17 protein-coding genes are annotated in these 20304 nt (G+C 59.4%); 12 read left to right on the top strand and 5 right to left on the bottom strand.

Annotation, left to right across the window (positions count from 1 at the left end; genetic code table 11):
• Window positions 1-106: 106 nt before the first annotated feature.
• Together VIL80_RS08055 and VIL80_RS08050 are read right to left on the bottom strand one after the other, a co-directional pair.
• Entirely contained in the window at window positions 107-1420 is a 1314-nt protein-coding gene (locus tag VIL80_RS08055) for a type II toxin-antitoxin system HipA family toxin (protein WP_332035605.1), read from the bottom strand.
• Window positions 1414-1752, bottom strand: a complete 339-nt coding sequence (locus tag VIL80_RS08050; RefSeq protein ID WP_332035604.1) for a helix-turn-helix transcriptional regulator — start codon at window positions 1750-1752, stop codon at window positions 1414-1416. The genes VIL80_RS08055 and VIL80_RS08050 overlap by 7 nt, the downstream gene beginning before the upstream one ends.
• A gap of 343 nt (window positions 1753-2095) precedes the next feature.
• Between VIL80_RS08050 and VIL80_RS08045 the strand changes: the two genes are divergently transcribed.
• The 7 genes from VIL80_RS08045 (at window position 2096) to VIL80_RS08015 (ending at window position 10607) form a co-directional block, all read left to right on the top strand.
• Entirely contained in the window at window positions 2096-3583 is a 1488-nt protein-coding gene (locus VIL80_RS08045) for an MFS transporter (protein ID WP_332035603.1), read from the top strand.
• Between the two features lie 143 nt (window positions 3584-3726).
• Entirely contained in the window at window positions 3727-5106 is a 1380-nt protein-coding gene (locus tag VIL80_RS08040; RefSeq protein WP_332035602.1) for an alanine/glycine:cation symporter family protein, read from the top strand.
• 359 nt (window positions 5107-5465) lie between these two features.
• Window positions 5466-6062, top strand: a complete 597-nt coding sequence (locus tag VIL80_RS08035; RefSeq protein ID WP_332035601.1) for a bactofilin family protein — start codon at window positions 5466-5468, stop codon at window positions 6060-6062.
• Window positions 6063-6142: 80 nt separating this feature from the next.
• Window positions 6143-7363, top strand: a complete 1221-nt coding sequence (locus tag VIL80_RS08030; protein WP_332035600.1) for a class I SAM-dependent methyltransferase — start codon at window positions 6143-6145, stop codon at window positions 7361-7363.
• Between the two features lie 12 nt (window positions 7364-7375).
• On the top strand, window positions 7376-8746 hold the full coding sequence (locus VIL80_RS08025; RefSeq protein ID WP_332035599.1) for a hypothetical protein: 1371 nt from the start codon (window positions 7376-7378) through the stop codon (window positions 8744-8746).
• Complete coding sequence (locus tag VIL80_RS08020; protein WP_332035598.1) at window positions 8746-9456, top strand: OmpA family protein; 711 nt, start codon at window positions 8746-8748, stop codon at window positions 9454-9456. The genes VIL80_RS08025 and VIL80_RS08020 overlap by 1 nt, the downstream gene beginning before the upstream one ends.
• Window positions 9456-10607, top strand: coding sequence for a hypothetical protein (locus tag VIL80_RS08015; RefSeq protein ID WP_332035597.1), 1152 nt, complete (start codon window positions 9456-9458; stop codon window positions 10605-10607). The genes VIL80_RS08020 and VIL80_RS08015 overlap by 1 nt, the downstream gene beginning before the upstream one ends.
• Before the next feature lie 61 nt (window positions 10608-10668).
• Here the strand turns inward: VIL80_RS08015 and VIL80_RS08010 are convergent, their stop codons facing one another.
• The 3 genes from VIL80_RS08010 to malT all read right to left on the bottom strand — a co-directional run bounded on the left by VIL80_RS08010 (window position 10669) and on the right by malT (window position 16287).
• A complete protein-coding gene (locus VIL80_RS08010) occupies window positions 10669-11274 on the bottom strand; it encodes a L,D-transpeptidase family protein (RefSeq protein WP_332035596.1) in 606 nt (201 codons plus the stop codon).
• A 513-nt stretch (window positions 11275-11787) separates the two neighbouring features.
• Window positions 11788-13440 (bottom strand): alpha-amylase family glycosyl hydrolase, encoded by a 1653-nt coding sequence (locus tag VIL80_RS08005; RefSeq protein WP_332035595.1) that lies wholly within the window; start codon window positions 13438-13440, stop codon window positions 11788-11790.
• A gap of 120 nt (window positions 13441-13560) precedes the next feature.
• Complete coding sequence (gene malT, locus VIL80_RS08000; RefSeq protein WP_332035594.1) at window positions 13561-16287, bottom strand: HTH-type transcriptional regulator MalT; 2727 nt, start codon at window positions 16285-16287, stop codon at window positions 13561-13563.
• 527 nt (window positions 16288-16814) lie between these two features.
• Between malT and VIL80_RS07995 the strand changes: the two genes are divergently transcribed.
• The 5 genes from VIL80_RS07995 to VIL80_RS07975 all read left to right on the top strand — a co-directional run bounded on the left by VIL80_RS07995 (window position 16815) and on the right by VIL80_RS07975 (window position 20282).
• On the top strand, window positions 16815-17702 hold the full coding sequence (locus tag VIL80_RS07995) for a hypothetical protein (RefSeq protein ID WP_332035593.1): 888 nt from the start codon (window positions 16815-16817) through the stop codon (window positions 17700-17702).
• Between the two features lie 84 nt (window positions 17703-17786).
• Complete coding sequence (locus tag VIL80_RS07990) at window positions 17787-18437, top strand: MBL fold metallo-hydrolase (protein WP_332035592.1); 651 nt, start codon at window positions 17787-17789, stop codon at window positions 18435-18437.
• A 60-nt stretch (window positions 18438-18497) separates the two neighbouring features.
• On the top strand, window positions 18498-19079 hold the full coding sequence (locus VIL80_RS07985; protein ID WP_332035591.1) for a DUF2799 domain-containing protein: 582 nt from the start codon (window positions 18498-18500) through the stop codon (window positions 19077-19079).
• A gap of 40 nt (window positions 19080-19119) precedes the next feature.
• Complete coding sequence (locus tag VIL80_RS07980; RefSeq protein ID WP_332035590.1) at window positions 19120-19551, top strand: hotdog fold thioesterase; 432 nt, start codon at window positions 19120-19122, stop codon at window positions 19549-19551.
• A gap of 26 nt (window positions 19552-19577) precedes the next feature.
• Window positions 19578-20282 (top strand): M48 family metallopeptidase, encoded by a 705-nt coding sequence (locus VIL80_RS07975; RefSeq protein ID WP_332035588.1) that lies wholly within the window; start codon window positions 19578-19580, stop codon window positions 20280-20282.
• The last annotated feature ends 22 nt before the right edge of the window (window positions 20283-20304 follow it).

Genomic DNA, 20304 nt, shown 5'->3' with positions numbered 1-20304 from the left:
ATCAGCAACCCAAGTAGACTCTCAATCATTGAATATTTTTCGTATAATTTTTGTCGGCTTCTGATCCAAACACTTTTTCGAGATCTGGAAGTGGTTTTCTATTTGGTCAGAGTTGCAGCCGAAGATTTCCCTCAATCTCCTCAATCAGCGAAGGCGGCACTTCGTGCTCCGTCGCCAGATCTCGCCAGCGCGATACCTGCTCCACTACATTATCCACAACACCGTCGATCTTCCTCCGGCTAAACAGCGGACTGATTTTTTCCAGGCTGTAGATGTCCTCGCGGGTGAAGTGATCGCGCTTGCCGTTCAGGCTCATCCAGTGGTTGTTGACCCATCGGCTGCCTGGCTTGTAGCTGTAGGCGAGGTCGTAGGCCGGAGCCAGTTGCCAGGTTTTTTCGTTGAGCTGGAAGGCGAAGTTTTTAGCGTGATCGTCGTGATTGCGCGCGACGATGTTGAACACCATACGCAGCAGCAATTGTTCCGCATCTTTGGCAGGGAGCTTCAGTTGCCGCGCGACGGCGAAAAGTTCCGCATAAGAGAAAGAGCCCGGGGCCTTGTAGTCCACATGGGCCAAGCCATTCAGGGTCTGGATGTGGATCTTGTCATTGCCGCGGCGGTCGAAGCGCTCGGTGATAAAGTGCCGGCGGTTGCCCTCGTGCAGTAGGTGGCAGGGCATCATGTGGATGCCGCAGGCTTCGGCCATTTGGTGGTAGACGTATTCCATGGCGCCGAAGCCCATGGGATCGCCGAACGTTTGCTGGTTCTTGTTGTGTTCGCTGACGCCGTCGAATTTCATCAGATAGTGGGTGAAGCCTTCCGGTACGTCAGTCTGTCCGGAGCGCACCTGGGTGAAGTCCTGGTTGAAGGCGAGTACCGCCTTGGGGCGGGCGCCACCGGCGCTCATGCCGACGGACAGCAGCGCGATCATGGCCTCTCGATTGTCGCCGTCCTGGTCCAGTGCCACATGGAAACCGGCGCGGCTGTCGAGTACTTCCTGGGCGATGGCGACGAGCTCATCGATGGCGATTTCCTGGGAGGCATTGAGATTCTTGATGCGGGTGGCGGGGGTGTATTCGAGTGCGCCCATGCCGCGTTTGCCGGTGTACTGCAGCCGTTGCAGCGGGCTGATGTCGTCCGGGTGTTTGCCCTGGGCGGCCATCCAGGCGTTGAGTACTGCATTGCCGAAGTCGTCGGGCAGGGAGTCGGCGATTAGTCCGGGCAGGCCGCGAAAGGTTTCAAAACGCAATTCGGGGAAACTGTAGATCCTCCGTGCCAGCGGCATCTTGAGGGGCGAGAGTTCGATACCGCTGTCGATAAATGCGGGGTCGTATTCGAAGGCGCCGACGCCGGTATCCGTGTCAAAGCTGACCGCGCCTGCGGTTTGCCCCTGGTATTCCACACCGATGACTTCCATCACCATTCGGGTGCCTCCTGTTCGTCTTCATCTTTATCCCTGTCACCCTGGCCGCGCTGGCCGGAGGCCCGCTGGCGCTGTTTGCCTTGTAGCTTGGCGAGCTGGATGGGGGAGGGCGGTTGCGGGGGCAGGAAGTTGTCGAGCTGGGCGGTGAGTTCCAGCGCCTGCAATATGGCGATGAGTACCTCCAGCTGGGCCTTGCCCTTTTCGGCATTGAGCACCGCCTTGCGGCTAAGGCCGGCGCGTTCGGCGACCTCCTGTTGGGTGAGGTCCCGATTCAGCCGCGCCTGCTTCAGGCGCTGGCCCAGGGTTTCCGCAATCGCAGCGGGCGATTTCATTCCTAGGTCCATAAAGTGCCTTATTTGGGATTTAAGTAATCTATTTGACGATTATGTCCCCATTTGGGGATATTACAATATATTTATTTAATGTCCTTTATATGGAGCTTAAATCATAAAAATGGCCTTTAAGTACTTATTTTTGGATCTTAAGGTTCTCTTGTTTTAGGTGTGGCGCAGCGTCGACGGTAGCTGCATGGCCGTCGGCGGCGTGCCCTCCACCCCCGCCGGGGAGGATGGCCGGCATTGTCCCGGCTGACACAATGCCGCCATAACCAGAGCGCCGCACCGCAACAACCCGGTGCTCACGCCCGACGTAAACAATAAACAGGCGGTCAATGCGATGAACAAACAGCCCAAGCTTCCCTTCTGGCAGGTATGGAACGTCAGCCTCGGTTTTCTCGGGGTGCAGTTCGGCTTTGCCCTGCAGAATGCCAATGCCAGCCGGATTCTCTCCGACCTCGGCGCAGACCTGCACTCACTGTCCCTGTTCTGGATCGTGGCGCCCCTGATGGGCCTGATCGTGCAGCCGATCGTCGGCTCCGCGTCCGACCGCACCTGGAATCGCTTCGGTCGCCGCAATCCCTATATCCTGTTCGGTGCCATCGCCGCTGCCCTGGGCATGGCGTTTATGCCCAATGCTGGTATCGCGGTGGCGTTCATCGCGCCGATCCTGTTCGGCGGGGTGATGCTGGCGCTGATGGATGCGGCCTTCAACGTCACCATGCAGCCGTTCCGCGCGCTGGTGTCGGACATGGTGCCCTCGGAGCAGCGCACTGTGGGTTACGCAGTGCAGTCGCTGTTGATCAACATCGGCGCGGTGATGGGCTCCATGCTGCCGTTTATCCTGACCAATGTGATTGGCCTCGAGAACAGCTCCCGCACTGGCGAGGTGGCACCCTCGGTGATCTGGGCTTTCTATATTGGCGCCTCGGTACTGCTGGGTTCGGTACTGTGGACCGTGTTCCGTACCAAGGAATATGCACCGGCGGAATACAACGCTTATAAAGGCATCGACGCGGACGCAGTGGCCCGCGAGCTGGCGGAGCGCAAATCCCTGGCCCAGCGCCTCGGCGGTTTCTTCCGCCTGCTGGTGAGCATGCCCAAGACCATGCGCCAGTTGGCACTGGTGCAGTTCTTCTCCTGGTTCTCCCTGTTCATCATGTGGGTCTACACCACCCCGGCCATCACCCAGCACGTATGGGGTGTGGAGGCGAAGTGGTTCGACTCCCATTACCTCGAGTCCGTTGGTGAAATCCCCGCACACATTGCCGCCGCCAAGGGCGCTGCCGGTGACTGGGTGGGTATCATCTTCGCGGCTTATTCGCTGTTTGCTGCGCTCTTCTCCATTGTGCTGGCACGGGTGGCGAATACCCTCGGGCGCAAGCTCACCTACGCGCTGTCGCTGCTGCTGGGTGGCCTGGGCTATATGAGCTTTGTACTGTTCCAGGGCGGCGAAGCCACCCAGGTGAATCTGCTGATCACCGAAGTGACCGTGCCCAGTGGAGCCATCGGCCTGCTGCTGCCAATGATCGGTGTGGGAATCGCCTGGGCCGCTATCCTGGCCATGCCGTACTCGATCCTCTCCGACGCGCTGCCGGCGAGCAAAACCGGCGTGTACATGGGGATCTTCAACTTCACCATCGCCGCACCGCAGATTATCTCCGCGCTGGTGGCGGGCCCGATCCTGGCGAGCGTATTCGACAACCAGGCCATCTATATCATCATGCTGGCCGGCGTGTTCATGGTGTGTGGTGCGATTTCGGTGTTCTTTGTGCGGGAGGAGCAGGTGTCGACTGCCGCCGAGGATGGCGAAGTCGCCGCGGCCTGATCAGACTTCTGAAAGCCCCTGTTACAGGGGCTTTTTTTTAAGTTGCTTCCCACTAATCGTATGCGGGTTCTTGGGAACGGTTTGAGATTCCCGCTGGATTGCGAGAGCATTACCGGTTTCGCAATCGGATATGTCCTATTTCCATGTCTTTTCTCAATTCCTTCGAATCTGCCCTGAACACCTTTGTCGAATACGCTTGGGGCACGCCGCTGCTGGTGCTGCTGGTGGGCGGCGGGTTGTTTCTGCTGATCAGCTCCCGCGCCCGTCCCTATCGGCACCTCGGCCACAGCATCGACCTGCTGCGGGGCAAGTACGACGACCCCAATGACCCGGGGCAGGTACCCCATCGCCAAGCACTGTCCACCGCGCTTTCCGGCACTCTAGGTCTCGGCAATATTGCCGGGGTGGCGCTGGCCATCAGTACCGGCGGACCCGGGGCGATTTTCTGGATGTGGGTGACGGCTTTGGTGGGTGTGGCGACAAAGTTTTTCACCGCCACGCTCGCAGTGATGTACCGCGGCCGCGATGCCAGCGGTGAATTGCAGGGCGGCCCCATGTATGTGATCCGCGAAGGGCTGGGGAAAAAGTGGCTGCCACTTGCCTACCTGTTTGCGCTCGCCGGCCTCTGTGGCCTGCTGCCGGTGTTCCAGTCCAACCAGACGGTGCAGCTGCTGCGCGAGTCGTTCGCGCTGCCGCTCGGCTGGGTGGGGGCGGAAAACACCTTCACCTTCGACCTGTCCCTCGGCGTTGCCCTTGCGGTTACCGCCATGGTGGTGGTCATTGGTCGCATCCAGCGTATCGGCCGCTTCGCGGTGCGTGTAGTGCCGGCGATGGTGGTGTTCTACATGGCGCTGACCCTGATCGTGATCGGCTACTTCTGGCGTGAAGTGCCCGCCGCCTTCGCCCTGATTTTCACCGATGCCTTCAGCGGCCAGGCCGCTGCCGGCGGCGTGCTGGGTACGGTGGTTGCCACAGGTATCAGCCGTGGGGCATTTTCCAATGAAGCCGGTATTGGTTCCGAATCTCTCGCTCACGGCGCGGCCAAAACCACCGAGCCTGTACGGGAAGGTGTGGTGGCGATGCTCGGGCCAATCGTCGATACCCTGGTGGTGTGCACCTGCACCGCGCTGGTGATTCTGCTCACTGGCGTGTGGCAGCACGGCGAGGGAGTTGAAGGGGTGTCGCTGACCGCAAATGCCTTCTCGCACGTGTTTGGCGGCTGGGGACCGCTGCTGTTGCTGGTCATGGTGGTGCCGCTCGCATTCAGCACCATCGTTACCTACTGGTATTACGGGGTGAAGTGTTTCAACTTCCTGTTCGGCCCGCGCTGGCAGTCTGTGTATACCGCGATTTACGTTGGGCTGATTGTTATCGGGGCCGTGGCGTCACTCAGTATCGTCAACAACATCATCATTGGTATGTACGCGGTGATGGCAATTCCGACAATGACATCCACTCTGATGCTGCATCGCCGTGTTACGCGAGCGGCAGACAGCTACTTTGCGAAGTTTGACCCAAAATAAATCCCGCCCTGAATTATCTCTTCACAAAGTGGCCAGCATTGGCCACTTTGTCCGCTTTTTCGCACTGGATTCAATCCGCAGCGCGCAATTATTGAACTGATTGATTTTTCGTTCGGCGAATCCGTAATTCTCCACGGTGAAGGTTTTTTGCGCGCGGGAAACTGCCGTTTCTGGGTGTATTTTGTCCGCTCCATTTATTGGGATTTTATCCAGTCATTGGTTAATTGTGATTGCTCTCACAAACTTGGCGTAATTGTTTGGGTTTTGTTTCTTATGCTCTGGGAACTTTTTTAGAAAAGCGCTACAACAGCAGGCTCTTAAAAAAACAAAATCCCTCTACGGTTACTTTAGGTGGAATAATGGCTAACCCTCTTGACCCGAAGCCAGAGGCCAATCTGGAATCCAACTCCTTCCTGTCCGGTATGAACGATCATGGTGCACGCGAGCGTCCATTTGCGGACAAGCTGGAGTCCACCATGGCCAAAGGTCGCTCTGTCATTGGTAAAAATATCAAGTTTCGTGGCGAGCTGATTGGTACCGAAGACCTGCATATTGAAGGCACCATCGAAGGTACCGTCATCATGGAAGGTCATGACCTTTCTATCGGTCGCGAGGGTGAGATCAACGCGAATATTCACGCGCAAAACATCGTGATTAACGGCACTTTGACCGGTGACGCACTGGCGGATGAGCTGATCGAAATCCGCAATACCGCCGTGGTGAAGGGCAACCTGATCGCACCGCGTATCCAGCTGGATGACGGCGGTAAGTTCCGCGGCTCCATGGATATGGTCGATACCGATGAAGAGATGCGCGCGCGCCACAGCGAATTCAAGGAAAAGCTGGTACACCCGAACCTGCCGCCCAAAGACGACTTTGCCAGCAAGCCCGCTACCGTGAAGAAATCTTTCACTGCCAAGGAACCGGCGAAGGAAATGGAGTCAGCCGATAGCTGATTTCGTTGCTGCGGCACCTGTACTTATTCAGGTGCCGTATTTCCAAACTTGGCAATTGCCCCGAATCTTTGCGATAACCGATGCAACACCGATCTTTTGGCCTCGCTGCGTTAACGACCGAGATGGTCAAAAGTGGGGACCGAATTCTCGACTTGGGTCCATTATCTTCCGGTACAACCCAGGCCTTCTTACGCCTCAACTGCCAGTGTCATATTGAAGATCTGGTTGAGTACCTCTCTGAAAATCAGAACAGTGCCGATCCCCTCAAGGCGCTGGAAGACCATCTGCTGCCCAAGCCGGCGAATCTCAAGTTTGATGTGATTCTGTGCTGGGATTTGCTGAATTTCCTTGAGCTGGATGTGATCCAGCACCTGATCCGCCTGTTACAGCCACACCTGAAACAGGGCACCATTCTGCACACGATGCGCTACACCGGTCGCCAGCAACCGCACAAGCCTCGTCGTTTCCGCCTGCTGGAAAATTTCTGTTTCGAGTATGTGGATGACCCGAGTTATCCCGAGGTGCCATCGAAAGGTCACTCTACCGTAACCCTGCTGAAGTGTATGGATCGTTTCAGTCTGTTCAACTCGCTGATGAAGCGCGAGGGTATGGACCAGAATGTTACCGAACATTTTCTCGAATACGACAGCGTGACCTCGCGCAATCAGGTGCGAAGTGGCGGCGCCTCCGATGTCAGCGCCTATTTCCGCAATGTGCGGGAGGACGAGCGCATTGCCATGCCTGGTGTGGAGAAGGCGCTGTCCAGCATCAATTCGTTGACGGCCTCGCCAACCGTGCTGGAGTGCGGGCGGAAAAATGGCCGCAATATCGATGCCCTGAAAAAGAAAGTGGGCTCCCTCTATGTGGAAGACCTGCACGCATCGATGGCGTGGCAAAAAAAATTGCACGGGGATGAATCCGGGTTCAGCGCATCCATTTTCAATATGGATCCCGGTACTCGCCTCGACGGCGTGTTTCTCTGGGATCTGCTCAATTTCTACAGCCCGCAGCAGATACAGCAGCTTGGCGAGTTGCTGGGTGCGCGTATGACTCCCGGCGCCACCCTGCATTTTGTGGTGTACAAATCGGCGCAGATCCCCGAGCGCCCCGCTACTTTTGAGGCGCTGGATGACGGCCAGGTGGCGGTCACCGGTATTGCCTCCGGTAGATGTTCCCGCTCTCTCAGCAGCACCGCGGAGCTGATGCGCCTGCTACCGGGGTACCGTCTTCACAATCACCAGATAGGGCGCCTGCCCAGCGGCGATTCCTACCAGGAATTCGTCCTGCAATACAAACCCTGAGGACTTCACTCCATGTCTGAATTCTTGCGTACCCTGTTTCTTGCCCTGAGCCCGGAGGCAGTGACCGAAGGTTTTCTGTGGGCGATGCTGCTGGTGTTTGCACTGGCCCTGGTTGCGCGCGTGTTGTCTCGCGCGGAGGAATTTGTGGATCAGGCGCCGGGGCTGCTGACGTCCCTCGGTATTCTCGGCACCTTTACCGGTGTGATCATTGGCCTGTTCGAGTTTCAACTGGCGGACATCGACAACAGCATCTCGACCCTGCTGGACGGCCTCAAAACCGCGTTTATCACCAGTGTGTGTGGTATTGGCCTGTCCGTGATATTGCGCGCGCTGACCCGCTATGTGGCAGTGCCGGGCAAGGCACGCGCGGTGGATCTCGCGGATATCCAGCAATCCCTGAGCGCATTGCAGCTGAGCATGGAGCAGGGGCAGCAGCGGCAGCTGGCGCAGACGAGTGACATGCTCGAGCGATTTTCCGAGCACTGTGCCAAGGCCCTGGTCACCGAAATGGAACAGGTAGTGGTCAATTTCAACCAGCGGGTTGAGGCCCAGTTCGGTGAGAACATGACGCGCTTTGGTGAAAACTTCGCGCAGTTCGATGCCATGGTGGCAACCCTGACCAGCGAGTATAAAGCCCACGAGGAGCGGGTCGAATACTGGTCCGAGCACTGCGATACCGCGGTGATGGGCATGGTGCAGGTGGCCCGTGATTTACAGCAGGTGCATTCACAGCTGGCGGAGATTCCGCAGTTCCTTTCCGGCATGCAGCAGTTTGGCAGTGAGGCGCGGGAACAGCTGGCAGCGCTGGGGACCCAGCTGGATCGTTACCGCGGTGTCAGTGAGCAGGTGGAAGCGGTGCTGCCACAGCTCGGCGAGCGCATCGAGGAGTTCGTGCGCGGGCTCGACGTGGTGCAGCAGGTAATGGACAGCGAAATGAAGCAGTCGCTGGTGAGTATCAGCAAGCAGAGCGAGCTGCTGGGAGCGCAGATCGAAGCGGTGTCCGGTGCATTCGAGAAAATGTCGAGCCTGGATGCCGACTTTATCCAGTCGTTGGTGCAGGAGACGGTTACCACGCATCGCAACGGCATGCAGGAACTGGCACTGCAGCAGGCGCGTACCCATAAAGAAATGGTCGATGCACTGAGCCATCTGATTCGCAAGAGTATCGGTGATGCCGAGGTTTCCATCGGCAAGCAGTATCAGGTGGTTGAACGCCGTATGGAGGAAGAGGTCGAGGGTGTTATCTCGGCCATGGGCGAGGCGCTGGCGACAATCAGTGGACAGTTCACCCGGGATTACCGCCAGTTGATTGCACAGATGCAGCGTATTACCCAGGCCGGTGCCGTAGCCGCCGAGCGCAGTAGTCAAAGGGAAATCGCTTAATGGCAGGGCGGCTTGGCCTCGGAGTTCGCGGCGATGACGAGGCATCCTGGATCAGCGTCTCGGACCTGATGGCGGGGCTGATGATGGTGTTCCTGTGTATCGCGGTGGCGATGATGCGCTCGGTGATGATCGAGCGGGAGAAGATTCGCACCATTGCCATGTCCTACAAGGAAAATCAGCTCGCGATCTATGAATCCCTGCAGCAAGAGTTTCACGACGACCTCGAGCGCTGGGGCGCAGTGATTGACCGGGATACCCTGACCGTCGCCTTCATCAACTCCGATGCCATGTTCGATACCGGTGCGGCGCACCTGAACCTGCACTACCAGGTGGTATTTGAGGAGTTTTTCCCGCGCTATATGAATGTACTGGCTCCCTACAAGGCATCCATTGAAGCGGTGCGTATCGAGGGACACACCAGCTCCGGCTGGGGGATGTTCGGCAGCGATGCGGATGCGAGTTACTTCAACAATCTGCGCCTGTCCCAGGATCGCGCCCGTTCGGTACTGCGCTTTGTCTACACCCTGGATGCCGTTGCTGCACATCACCAGTGGATGATGCAGAATGTGGCGGCCGTCGGATATTCATCTTCGCGACCCATTTACAATGCTGATGGCAGTGAGAATATCGACCAGTCCAAGCGTGTGGCCTTTCGCGTGATTACCAATTCTGAAATGAAGATACACAGTATTCTCGAGGAATCATTCTGATGCCCTCATGGAGCCGTCATCTAGAGGCGCTCGCCCGGGCTATTTCGCCACTGAAAGCGGAATCCTCCGACGATACTGTTGCGGATGCACCTGTCGTTGACGAGCGCGCAGCGGCGGTTCTGCAGGACGGCTCGGGCTTGCCCGCGGAAACTGTGGACCAGGCGCTTATCCAGGGTATGGAAGTCACCCTGGGAGACCTCGACGAGACCGCCCACGGCTGGATGTTCCGCGGTCACCCGGTGATGGTATTCGCGGTAGACGTCGCCGCGGTGGAAGATCCGCAGGTGCGCAAAGAGTTCTATCACCGTGTACACCTGGCCAGCTGCTGTGGCGCGCTGGAAGATCCTGCGCAGGTGGTCTGGATCGGTACCGCGCGCAACAACCTCAGCGCACCGGGGCTCGAGCAAACGCCTCACGCCTGCGAGTATTGCCTGGCCAAGGTCAACCATCGAGGCTTCCGTGCACTGGCGCCGAGAGAGCGTGGCAAGGTCGCTTCGGCACTCAGTTTTCACTGGCACGTGAACCAGTATGCCGGGGAGTTTTTCCCGGCCGGCGCTACCAGTTTCTGGACGCCCGGCAAGGCGCCGCAGCAACTGCAACAGATGGTCCCCACGGCTTCTGCGCAGTCGGGTACCTGTGGTTTTTGCGAATGGCAGGTGCCGGAGCCAGAAGAGGGCGAGGAGTCCTGGTTCGTTCCGGTGGAGCGCGGAGTGGAACTGGGGCTGGCAATCGATGCCTGTGTTCTCTGCGCCCAGCAGCAGGCTGCTGGCGTGCTGATTCTGCCGGAAGAGCATGCGCTCCAGGCAAGCCGTGTGCGCTTTGAACAGCAGCGGCTCCAGGCTCGCGTGTTTGAGGGGGAGGACCTCCCAGCAGATGAGACCGATGTGGACGCCGCGGACGGCGGCGAAGAGCGGAGCTGGCACAGTGTGCGCTCCCGTCTCCCGCTGGCCTGGCACCCGCTGTGCGAGCTGCTGGAGCGAAACCTGGCAGCGCCGGTGCTTTTCCATCGTTTTGCGGGCTATGAGGGCATCGCGGTACTGGCGTGGCCGGAGCATCGCCGCGGTATTGTCGCGCATAGCAGTGAGCGTGAGCGGCTGCCCGAAGGGTGGGATTTCTGGGACAAGACGAGCGTCCTCGCGAGTCTCGGGTAAGTCACTCGCAATTGCGGCAAAAGAAAAGGGCAGCGAAAGCTGCCCTTTTTTATGCGTGCGGTTAATTCCGCACGGTCACCTTGGTTCCCATCGGGGCATTTTCATAAAAGATCTTCGCCATGTGCCAGGGTAGGCGGATACAGCCGTGGGACTCAGGGCGGCCGGTTACCTTGCCGGCGTGCATGCTCACCGCACCGTTGATGCGCATGAAGAAATCCATGGACGCGCCGCGGAACACTGTGCCGGCAGGGCGTTTGTCACGGCGCACATCCACGCTGCTCATGCGCACATAGCCCGCGCGGTCCACATAGTGGCCGTACAGGTTGGAGCGGTGATACACCTCTTTTTCCGACACGCGGAAGCTGCCGGTGGGTGTGCGGTTGCCGGCAACCCCGGTGGAAATTGGGGTGATGCCTGCGAGCTGACCGCCCTTGTAGAAATAGGCTCGCTGTTCACTCAAGTCGATGATGATATGTGGTGCACCGCCGATCACTTCCGGGCGCCACCAGGCGCTGCCATCGGTCATGGATCTGTGTTGCTGGTACGGGTGCGGATAGTCACCCGCCTGTGCTACCGGAGCCAGTAGTGCAGACGCTGCCAGCAGCAGACTGCCGCCCAGCAGGATTTTCTTGACGGAGCGTTTCAGAAGAGTGGAAGAGCTTTGCATGCGTACCTCATCTGCTCTCGCGAGCAATTGCAGGCAGGAATGCCGTAGCCACCGCTTCACATCATAAGAACAACGGCGGTGACCTTTTCCGGAAATTCAGGGACGAACGAACCCCTGCACCGGAGTGCACAAACCTGACCTGTGTATTTCCCCAAAGCGGCGCGCCGGTGTTTCCCGGATTGGCCGCGGGATGAGCCCTGCCGGTTGGTCTTGCAGACCTCCGGGCAAGTGAGAGGGATGGTAGGGTCAGGTTTTTTGGGGTTTTACACTTAAATGGAATGACGGGGGGCGCTGATAGACAAAAATGCGGGCAAAAAAAAGCCGGCTCAAGAGCCGGCCTCAAACAATCCAGAAGATCTGGAAAGCGTGCTTTGACGAGAGAGCAACAAAGCTGACGATCTTATTGAGAGGTAACCCTTTGAGTAACTTGTCCCGGGCTGGTTCGCTGCACTTGCACAAGTGCGCGCCAATTTCTCAATAAGTCCGAATTTTTTCCTGTTTCTTTTGTGGTGCTTACTTCTTGAGGAGAACCCGCGCGCCGGCAACCGGCAGGGTAATCTGCGCACCGTCGACGGAACCGCCGAATAAGCTCGGGGTGATATCTTCACTGCCGGCAAATTTTTCCGGCAGGGCGAATGCGGCGGGCTCGTGGCCCAGGTTCAACACCACGAAATAGCTTTCCGCTTCGCTCTTGCGCTCGAATACCAGCAGGTCATCGCCGGTTTCCACAATGGTCTGCTGGGCAGTAGCCAGCGCCGGCGACAGTGCCCGGTGCCATTGCAGCAGATCGCGGAAGCGGTTCAGCATGGAGTGCTGATCATCTTCCTGCACCGAAGCGGCAAGATGATAGTGCTCCTCCGCTACAGGCAGCCACGGCTTCACCTTGGAGAAGCCCGCATTGATCTCACCGCCGTTGAACCAGGGCATAGGGGTGCGACAGCCGTCGCGGCCCTTGAACTCTGGCCACAGGTTGATGCCGTAGGGGTCCTGCAGATCTTCGAAGGCCACATCGGCTTCCGGCAGACCCAGCTCCTCGCCTTGGTACATGCACACGCTGCCGCGCAGCATGAGCTGCATCAGGAAAAACAGCGGCGCGCGGGCGGTGGCGGTCTCGCGGTCAAAACCCTTGTTCCAGCGGGTGAAGGAGCGCGGTACATCGTGGTTGGAAATGGACCAGCAGGGCCAGCCCTCTTCGATCACCTGGCGGTTCTTTTCCAGAGTGTCGCGCAGGAACTGCGCGCTGCAGTTTTCCGACAGCAGGTCGAAGGAATACGCCATATTCAGGCGATCTTCCGTGGTGTATTCGGCCATGATCTTGTGGGTGTTGTCGTCGCCCACTTCGCCCACGGTCATGGTGCCCGGGTACTCTTCCAGCAGGGCGCGCACGCGCTGCAGGAACACCAGGTTTTCCGGCTGTGACTTGTCGTGGATGTGCCACTGGTACTCATAGCTGTTCACCGGCGGCAGGCCGTTCTTGTCCAGCTTTACCGGGCGCGGCGGGTTGTCCTGCAGCGAGCGGTTGTGGAACGCGTGGTTGATGGCGTCCAGGCGGAAGCCATCGACCCCGCGGTCGAGCCAGAAACGCAGATCCGCCAGCAGCTGCTGCTGAACTTCCGGATTGTGCAGGTTCAGGTCCGGCTGCTCTTTCAGGAAGTTGGTCAGGTAGTACTGACGGCGACGGGTGCACCAGCGCCACGCGCTGCCGCCGAAGTTGGACATCCAGTTGTTCGGTGCGCTGCCGTCCGCCTTTGCGTCCGCCCACACGTACCAGTCGGCCTTGGGGTTGTCGCGGGTCTGGCGGCTCTCCTCGAACCAGGGGTGCTGGTCGGAGGTGTGGCTCAGGATCTGGTCGATGATCACTTTCAGGCCGAGTTCGTGGGCCTTCTCGATCACCCGGTCGAAGTCTTCGAGGGTGCCGAAAATCGGGTCTACGTCCCGGTAGTCGGACACGTCATAGCCGAAGTCCGCCATCGGTGATTTGAAGAACGGCGAGATCCAGATGGCGTCTACGCCGAGAGATTTCACATAGTCGAGCTTTTGGCAGATACCGGGCAGGTCGCCGATACCGTCGCCATTGGCGTCGCAAAAGCTGCGCGGGTAAATCTGGTAAATAACGCCGTTGCGCCACCATTCCGCGTTTGTGTTGCCTGTGTGAATACCGCTCATACCGTGAGTCCGTTATTGGATACTTATTAGGTTAGGGTCAGTATGGCGACGCCGGTGGTCGCTTACCTCCTCCCCGATAGGGGGGGAGGGTGGTACGGGTGGCGGTCTGGAGGGTGATGCTCAGGGCTTATCCTGCACCGACCGCAGCAGCTGCTCCGCCAGGGCAATCGCCTCCTGGCGGTCCTTCACGTCCAGCTTCTGGTACAGGCTGCGGATATGGGTCTTGATGGTGCTGGGCGCTACCTTGAAGTGTCGCGCGATGCGCTCGTTGGAGAGGCCCGAGTGGATCGCATTCAGCACCTGCCACTCCCGCGGGGTGAGGGGGGAGTGGCGCAGGAAATCGGGTACCGCATCGCTGGCGAGGATCTCGCGCACGATGGTTTCGTCCAGTTCAATGCGGATGCCGCCGCCCAGTTCCGGCTGTTGCTGGGCGAGTTTGATCAGCTGCTGGGCCTTGTCGGCCTGCTGTTCACTGAGGGCCAGTTCCCCGGTTTCCTCCAGTGCGGCTTTCAACAGCACAATCATGGGCTTGCCGATCTGCAGGAAACTGGCGGTCAGGTCGCTCTCCTGCATGATGGTAAGCGCCGCGCGCAGATGCTCCAGTGCCAGTTCGCGGCGCTCCCGCAGCCACGCCAGGTGTGCGGCGAGCACGCGATTGCGCAGCTGGTCGGTGATGAGTCCACACTCCTCCGCGACCTGTTGCAGGCGGCCCAGCAGGCGGTTGGCGTCGGACCAGCGGTGCAGGGAAATCAGTGCGCGCACGTGGTTGCGGCCATAGCACTGCTCAAAGTGATTGCTGGGGCGGTCGGCCACCGGCTCCGCCTGCTCCTGCCAGCTGGCGATGGCCGCACTATTCTCCAGTGCCTGCCAAACGCGCATACGCGCGGCGTCGGCATTCGCCACCCAGTCTCGGTGGTAGTGCTCGCCGGCCAGCAGGTGTTCCACCCGCTCCATCCATTCCAGGCACTCGTCCTTGTCGCCGCGCGCCAGCGCTACCTTCAATAGCAGGGTGTACTCCGGCAGCAGCCAGCGCTCTCCCACCTTGCGGTTGATCTGCATCCCCCGGCGGGCGGATTCCGCCGCGCCGTCCAGATCGCCGGCTTCCCACTGCAGCTGGCCCTTAAGACGGTAGATAAATTCGGAGATCGGCAGTCCCACCAGATGGTGGTCTTCCACCAATCGCTGTGCGCGCGCCTGCAGTGCGCTGGCCTTTTTCAGTAGGCCGTTGGCAAACGCGATTTCTGTCTGCTGGCACAGTGCCCAGGCGGCGTTGGGAATATCCTGGCGGGCGAGGGTGGCTTTTTCCACCGCTTCCATATGGTGCATGGCCAGATCCAGCTCGCCGAGGCAGAAGCTGGTTTCGCCGATCACCAGCTGCGCGGCGATACGCTCACTGTCCTGTTCTTGCGGCAGTAATTCCAGAGCTTCCTGGGCGTACTCCTTGGCCTTGAGTATCTGCCCGCGGGATATAGATACCTGGGCGCGCATCGCCGCAAAGGCGCCCTCGTAAGCCTGCCACTGTTTGGGGTCTTCCCGCTGCAGCCAGCTCTCGGCGGCAGCCAGTAGTTTGTTGCAGCGCTCGTAGTCGAAAGAGTCGCGGGCGAGGCGTGCCGCCAACAGGGTGAATGAGGCGTGGCGTTTGATCTGCTCCTCGCCGAGCCAATTGAGGCTGTCGTTTAGTACACGGAACTGGCCCTCGCGCAGAAACTGCTCGCCCTGCTCGGCGATCAGGCGGTGTACCCGCTCGCGATCCTGTGCCTTGAGGGCGTGGCGCAGTGCCTCCAGCGGCTGGTTGAGTTCCTGCCAGGTGTCACTGGCGGTCTGATGCAGGCGGGTGAGTTGTTCACCGTCCCCCAGCTGGCGCTGCAGGAAGCGCGCGAACACCGGGTGGAAACGAAACCACTGGCGGCTGGAATCCTGAGCCTGCAGGAACAGACCGCGACTGGCGGCAGTTTCGAGCTGCTGTTGACCGCTGCTCTGGCCACTCAGGCGCTCCGCCAGCAGGCCGTTCACCCGGGTGAGAATGGAGGTGCGGGCGAGCAGCTGGCGCAGTTCCGGCTCCAGCCGTTCCAGTACTTCCTCCGCGAGATAGTCGAGGATATGCCCGTGCCCCTGCTCCAGTTCTCCCAGGTAGCGGTCCACCTCCTCCTGGTTGCGCACCGACAGCGCGAACATCTGTACCGCCGGTGGCCAGCCCTCGGACAACTGGTGCAGCTGGGCCACTCGGTCGCTGCCAAGGGCAAAGGGCAGGCGCTGGGCCAGCAGCTGGGTGGTTTCATCGATGGTCAGTGCCAGGTCGTCTGCGCTCAGCTCCAGCAGTCGGCCCTGCAGGCGCAGGGCGCCGAGACCCAACGGCGGCTGGCTGCGGCTCGTGATAACCACGCCGATACCGGCGGGCGCGTGGCGCAGCAGAAAGCGGGTGGCGTCATGCACCACGGGGTTGTCGATCTGGTGGTAGTCGTCGAGCACGATGCGCAGCTCGCTGGGGAGCTGGCGCAGCTCCGCCAGCATCTGGCTGATCACCAGGGACGGATCGAGGTTGTGCTGCGCGGCGAGAATCTTGCTGGTTTCCGGCACGCCGTTGCCGGTGGCGCGGTGCACGCTTTCCACCAGGTAGCGGCAGAACTGGCCCGGTTCGTTGTCGCCGCTGTCCAGGGAGTACCAGGCCACCGGATTGTCCTGCTCCGCGGCCCAGGAACTGACCAGCGTGGTCTTGCCGTAACCCGCGGGGGCAGTGACCAGTAACAGCTGGTCACTCTGGCTCTGCTCCAGCAGCGACTGCAACCTCGGTCGTTGCAGGGTATGTTCCGGGCAGTCAGGAAGGCTGTACTTGGAGGCTAATAGCATGGCGTTGACCGGGTTGCGAACGGAAAACCAAATGAATGCATCGGGCGCAATTGTACAACTTTAGTGTACGAGCCCGGCCTTTCGTGTGCGTCCTCCCCCAGGGGGGAGGACGCACACGAAGCAAGCTGCCGGGTTTCCACAGGCAGAAAAAAGCCGGCACAAGGCCGGCTTCAAGCAGAGATACGATGAGAGAGTTCGATCACCACGTGTTCACACACTGTGATCTGGGGGAACTGGTTAGTTTGACGAAGTGTTGGCACTTAAGTTCCTTGCTGACAGATAAAAATTTTCAGAAACTTTTCCCGCGCGGGAAAAGACATAGATATTGGCGCGGCATTCATCTTTGCTGGCGCGATTCTTCCCATTGCTATCTTCCAATGGTACTTTTCCGAGCTTGTGGTATTCAGGTCACAGCTCGTTATTAGATAGGCAGCACAAATTCCACAATTTCACGATGCGCGGGCAAACCCCGGCGAGGTATTCGCATCCAATAAGAAAACCAAGAACAAATACTCGCGGGAGTGAACATGGCTGATCTGGTAATCCTTGCAGCACCGGGCATGGGTGCCGTGGACGAGGGCTTTGCCGAGCCGCTGTTTCAGGCGCTTAAAAACAGTCTCGGGGATGATTGGTCCCGTATCCACGCCGATACCATCCTCTGCCAGGGGCACCTGCAGCCCAATCTGGAGCGGGTGTTCGAGGCCATGCAAAAGCGTGATATGGACTACCTGCGCGCGCGCAAGTTTATGCTCTACGGCCTCGCCGAGGGCTCTGCCCAGCTCTCCGACATCCACCACCGCGGCGGCAACTACGACAAGACCCAGCAGGCCATCTACCAGACCTTCGAGCGTGCAGCCAAAGCCACCAGTGACAACGCCCCGGTTATTCTGCTCAGCCACTCCATCGGTTGCTGCATCCTCTCCAATTACCTGTGGGACGCCCAACGGGCCACTATCAACCACGGCATCTGGCGCGATGGCGGTCCCAAAGGCGTGCACAAAGGCTCCGCCAAAGACCTTTTCCTGCGCGGCAAGACGCTCGCCCACTGGTACACCCTGGGCGCCAGTAACCCCCTGTGGACCGCCGGTATGGCGCGCGACCAGATCCAGGCGGTGACCTCCGACACCCGCGGTTACAACTTCCGCTGGAAAAATTTCTACCACCCGGACGACCTCTTCGGCTGGCCGCTTAAGCCCCTGAGCCCCTCCTACAACCAGGCCGTCTACCGCGACTTCGAGACCCGCCCCCTGGCGGACTGGAGCGCCGCCAGCTGGGGTCCGCAACTGGTGTCCCATGATGGCTACTGGCAGAGCGAGATGGTGCAGAAGAACCTGATTGAGGATGTGGCAGAGCTGCTGAAAAAATCCACTGCGCGCAGGCCTAGCCCTCTCCACCGCGCGACAGCCATAGCCTGAGCAAGCTCAAAGCACCAGGGCCACCTTAGCCGGATAAGACTTCCGGGGGTTATAATCGCCCCCGAAGACTAAACAGGTATTCCCATGGCTCTGCAATTTCACTCGGTCCCCGTCACGCCTTTCCAGCAAAACTGCACCCTACTGTGGTGCGACGACAGCAAGCGCGCGGCGGTTGTTGACCCGGGTGGTGACATCGACCGCATCCTCAAAGCCGTCGAAGAGCGCGGCCTCAAGCTGGAGAAAATTCTCCTCACCCACGGCCACCTCGACCATGTCGGCGGCACCGCGCCCCTGTCACGCCAGCTCAATCTCCCGGTTGAAGGGCCGCACCAGGCAGACCAGTTCTGGATCGAAAAAATCGTCGTCCAGGCCCAGATGTACGGCTTCCCGCCGGTGGAAACCTTCACCCCCGACCGCTGGCTCAAAGACGGCGACACCGTCACCGTCGGCGACGAGGTCCTGGAAGTGGTGCACTGCCCCGGGCACACCCCCGGCCATGTCATCTTCTTCCATCGCGCCAGCAACCTGGCGCTGGTGGGCGACGTCCTTTTCGCCGGCTCTATTGGCCGCACCGACTTCCCCATGAGCAACCACCAGGACCTGATTGACTCCATTACCAAAAAGCTCTGGCCTTTGGGGGACGCGGTAAAATTCATTCCCGGCCACGGCCCGATGTCCACCTTCGGACAGGAGCGGCAGACCAACCCGTTTGTGGCGGACAAACGCTTCGGCTGATTCAGCGCAGGTTCACTGGCAGAGTTGTGAAATAAAGCCGTAAAACCGGCGGACAAGAATATGAAAACCTGGAAACGGCTCGCTCTCCTGACACTACCCGCGGTCGTCGCCCTGAGTGGCGGCTGTGCCGTAATTTCTGAAGATGAATGTCAGGCCGGCCTCTGGTACGAGCGCGGTATCGAAGACGGTGCCCGCGGTCGCAGTCAGGGCACGGTTTACCAGATCGCACAGAAGTGTCACGAATACGGCGTGCGCACCGATACCGAAGCCTGGCTGCGTGGGCACGAAGAGGGCGTCGAGCAATACTGTACGCCGGAAAATGGCTTCGTGGTCGGCCGTCGCGGAAGCAATTACGAGGGCGTCTGCACCGGCCCCACCGCGGACCTGTTTCTTGTCAATTACCAGAACGGTCTGGCGGTGTACCAGGCCGAGCAACAGTACATTGCCCTGGAGCGGCGCTACTATGAGACGGAGCGTGAAGTACACAGGATAGAGAATGCGCTGGAAGAAGTGGAAACAAAGGAGGAGGCAAAGTCTCTGCGCAGCCAGCGCCGCAACCTGCTGCGCGAGATGCGCCATCTGGAAGCTGAGATGATGCGCTTTGGCGGCTTTGGTGCTTTCAATCCGTTTCTGTTTTATTGATATTCACGGCACTCAAACGTGAAATCAACGAGGTAATCCCATGGCGATCTGGCACGGCGCCCCAACGGTAGAAAGTATCAATCAGAGCATGGGCAACTGCATGCCCAGCTATCTCGGAATGCAGGTCACCGAATTGGGTGATGACTTTATTGTCGGCACCATGCCGGTAGAAGACCGCACCCGTCAGCCCTTCGGCATCCTCCACGGCGGTGCCAGTGTGGCACTGGCGGAAACCCTGGGCTCCATGGCTGCAAATATGGTGGTGGATAACAGCAAGTTTTACTGCGTCGGTCAGGAGATCAACGCCAACCACTTGCGCCCGGTGTCGGATGGCCTGGTTACCGGAAAAGCGAGTGCGGTGCATATTGGCCGCAGCAGCCAGGTCTGGGAAATCCGTATTCACGATGCCAACGGCAAGCTCAACTGTATTTCCCGTATCACCATGGCCGTGGTGCCGGTGCCATCCCAATAATTTTTCTTGGTGATTCTGTTTCTGTCGTGACTGCGGATCTGTTTACGTTTGAGGAAGTTTCCTACCGTTTATCCCGTTCCCCGCGCCGCAAGCGTCTCGGGTTGGTGGTGACGGAAAAGGGCGCGGAGGTGCGGATTCCCCAGCGCTGCGCAGAGCGTCACGGCCATCAGTTCCTGCGCGATAACATCGCCTGGGTGCGTGAGCAGTTGCGCGGCCTGGAACATCGTCAGGCCCAGGTGCCGGAACATCATTTTGCATTCGGTGCGCGGTTTCCATGGTTGGGTAAACCTCTGGAATTGGACCGTGCGGCTTGCGCGGCGGATGCGGGAATTCGCGATGGCTATCTCCAGTTGTACTGCCGCGCGCGCGAACCGGATGAGGAACAGATTCAGTCGGCGTTGCAGAAGCTCTACCAGCGCGAAGCGCTGGCAACACTGAGCGAAAAATCCCGTTATTTTGCCGGCCTGTTGGGGCTGGAATTTTCCTCGGTAAAAGTCCGACGCACCCGCAGCAAGTGGGGGCACTGCACCATTCGCGGCGAGTTGCAGTACAACTGGCTGGTGTGTCTCGCGCCCGAACCGGTGGTGGATTATCTGGTGATTCACGAGGTCTGCCACTTACGCCATCACAACCACAGCCGGGCGTTTTGGGATCTGGTGGCGAGCCTCTGCCCCGACTACCGGACGTTGCGACGCTGGTTGAAGGAAAACGGGCATCGGTTGCAGCTTTGAGGCTTTGCCGCCACTCGGCCTG

The organism is Microbulbifer sp. (genome assembly GCF_036563125.1).
Classification (GTDB): Bacteria; Pseudomonadota; Gammaproteobacteria; order Pseudomonadales; family Cellvibrionaceae; genus Microbulbifer.
Note: the sequence above shows the minus strand (reverse complement) of the source record. Positions and strands in the feature narration are given on the sequence as shown.

What these genes read in the sequence shown, in the direction of transcription:
- VIL80_RS08055 (WP_332035605.1), bottom strand. Translation starts at nt 1,420, where the DNA reads ATGGTGATGGAAGTCATCGGTGTGGAATACCAGGGGCAAACCGCAGGC.
- VIL80_RS08050 (WP_332035604.1), bottom strand. Translation starts at nt 1,752, where the DNA reads ATGAAATCGCCCGCTGCGATTGCGGAAACCCTGGGCCAGCGCCTGAAG.
- VIL80_RS08045 (WP_332035603.1), top strand. Translation starts at nt 2,096, where the DNA reads ATGAACAAACAGCCCAAGCTTCCCTTCTGGCAGGTATGGAACGTCAGC.
- VIL80_RS08040 (WP_332035602.1), top strand. Translation starts at nt 3,727, where the DNA reads ATGTCTTTTCTCAATTCCTTCGAATCTGCCCTGAACACCTTTGTCGAA.
- VIL80_RS08035 (WP_332035601.1), top strand. Translation starts at nt 5,466, where the DNA reads ATGGCTAACCCTCTTGACCCGAAGCCAGAGGCCAATCTGGAATCCAAC.
- VIL80_RS08030 (WP_332035600.1), top strand. Translation starts at nt 6,143, where the DNA reads ATGCAACACCGATCTTTTGGCCTCGCTGCGTTAACGACCGAGATGGTC.
- VIL80_RS08025 (WP_332035599.1), top strand. Translation starts at nt 7,376, where the DNA reads ATGTCTGAATTCTTGCGTACCCTGTTTCTTGCCCTGAGCCCGGAGGCA.
- VIL80_RS08020 (WP_332035598.1), top strand. Translation starts at nt 8,746, where the DNA reads ATGGCAGGGCGGCTTGGCCTCGGAGTTCGCGGCGATGACGAGGCATCC.
- VIL80_RS08015 (WP_332035597.1), top strand. Translation starts at nt 9,456, where the DNA reads ATGCCCTCATGGAGCCGTCATCTAGAGGCGCTCGCCCGGGCTATTTCG.
- VIL80_RS08010 (WP_332035596.1), bottom strand. Translation starts at nt 11,274, where the DNA reads ATGCAAAGCTCTTCCACTCTTCTGAAACGCTCCGTCAAGAAAATCCTG.
- VIL80_RS08005 (WP_332035595.1), bottom strand. Translation starts at nt 13,440, where the DNA reads ATGAGCGGTATTCACACAGGCAACACAAACGCGGAATGGTGGCGCAAC.
- malT (WP_332035594.1), bottom strand. Translation starts at nt 16,287, where the DNA reads ATGCTATTAGCCTCCAAGTACAGCCTTCCTGACTGCCCGGAACATACC.
- VIL80_RS07995 (WP_332035593.1), top strand. Translation starts at nt 16,815, where the DNA reads ATGGCTGATCTGGTAATCCTTGCAGCACCGGGCATGGGTGCCGTGGAC.
- VIL80_RS07990 (WP_332035592.1), top strand. Translation starts at nt 17,787, where the DNA reads ATGGCTCTGCAATTTCACTCGGTCCCCGTCACGCCTTTCCAGCAAAAC.
- VIL80_RS07985 (WP_332035591.1), top strand. Translation starts at nt 18,498, where the DNA reads ATGAAAACCTGGAAACGGCTCGCTCTCCTGACACTACCCGCGGTCGTC.
- VIL80_RS07980 (WP_332035590.1), top strand. Translation starts at nt 19,120, where the DNA reads ATGGCGATCTGGCACGGCGCCCCAACGGTAGAAAGTATCAATCAGAGC.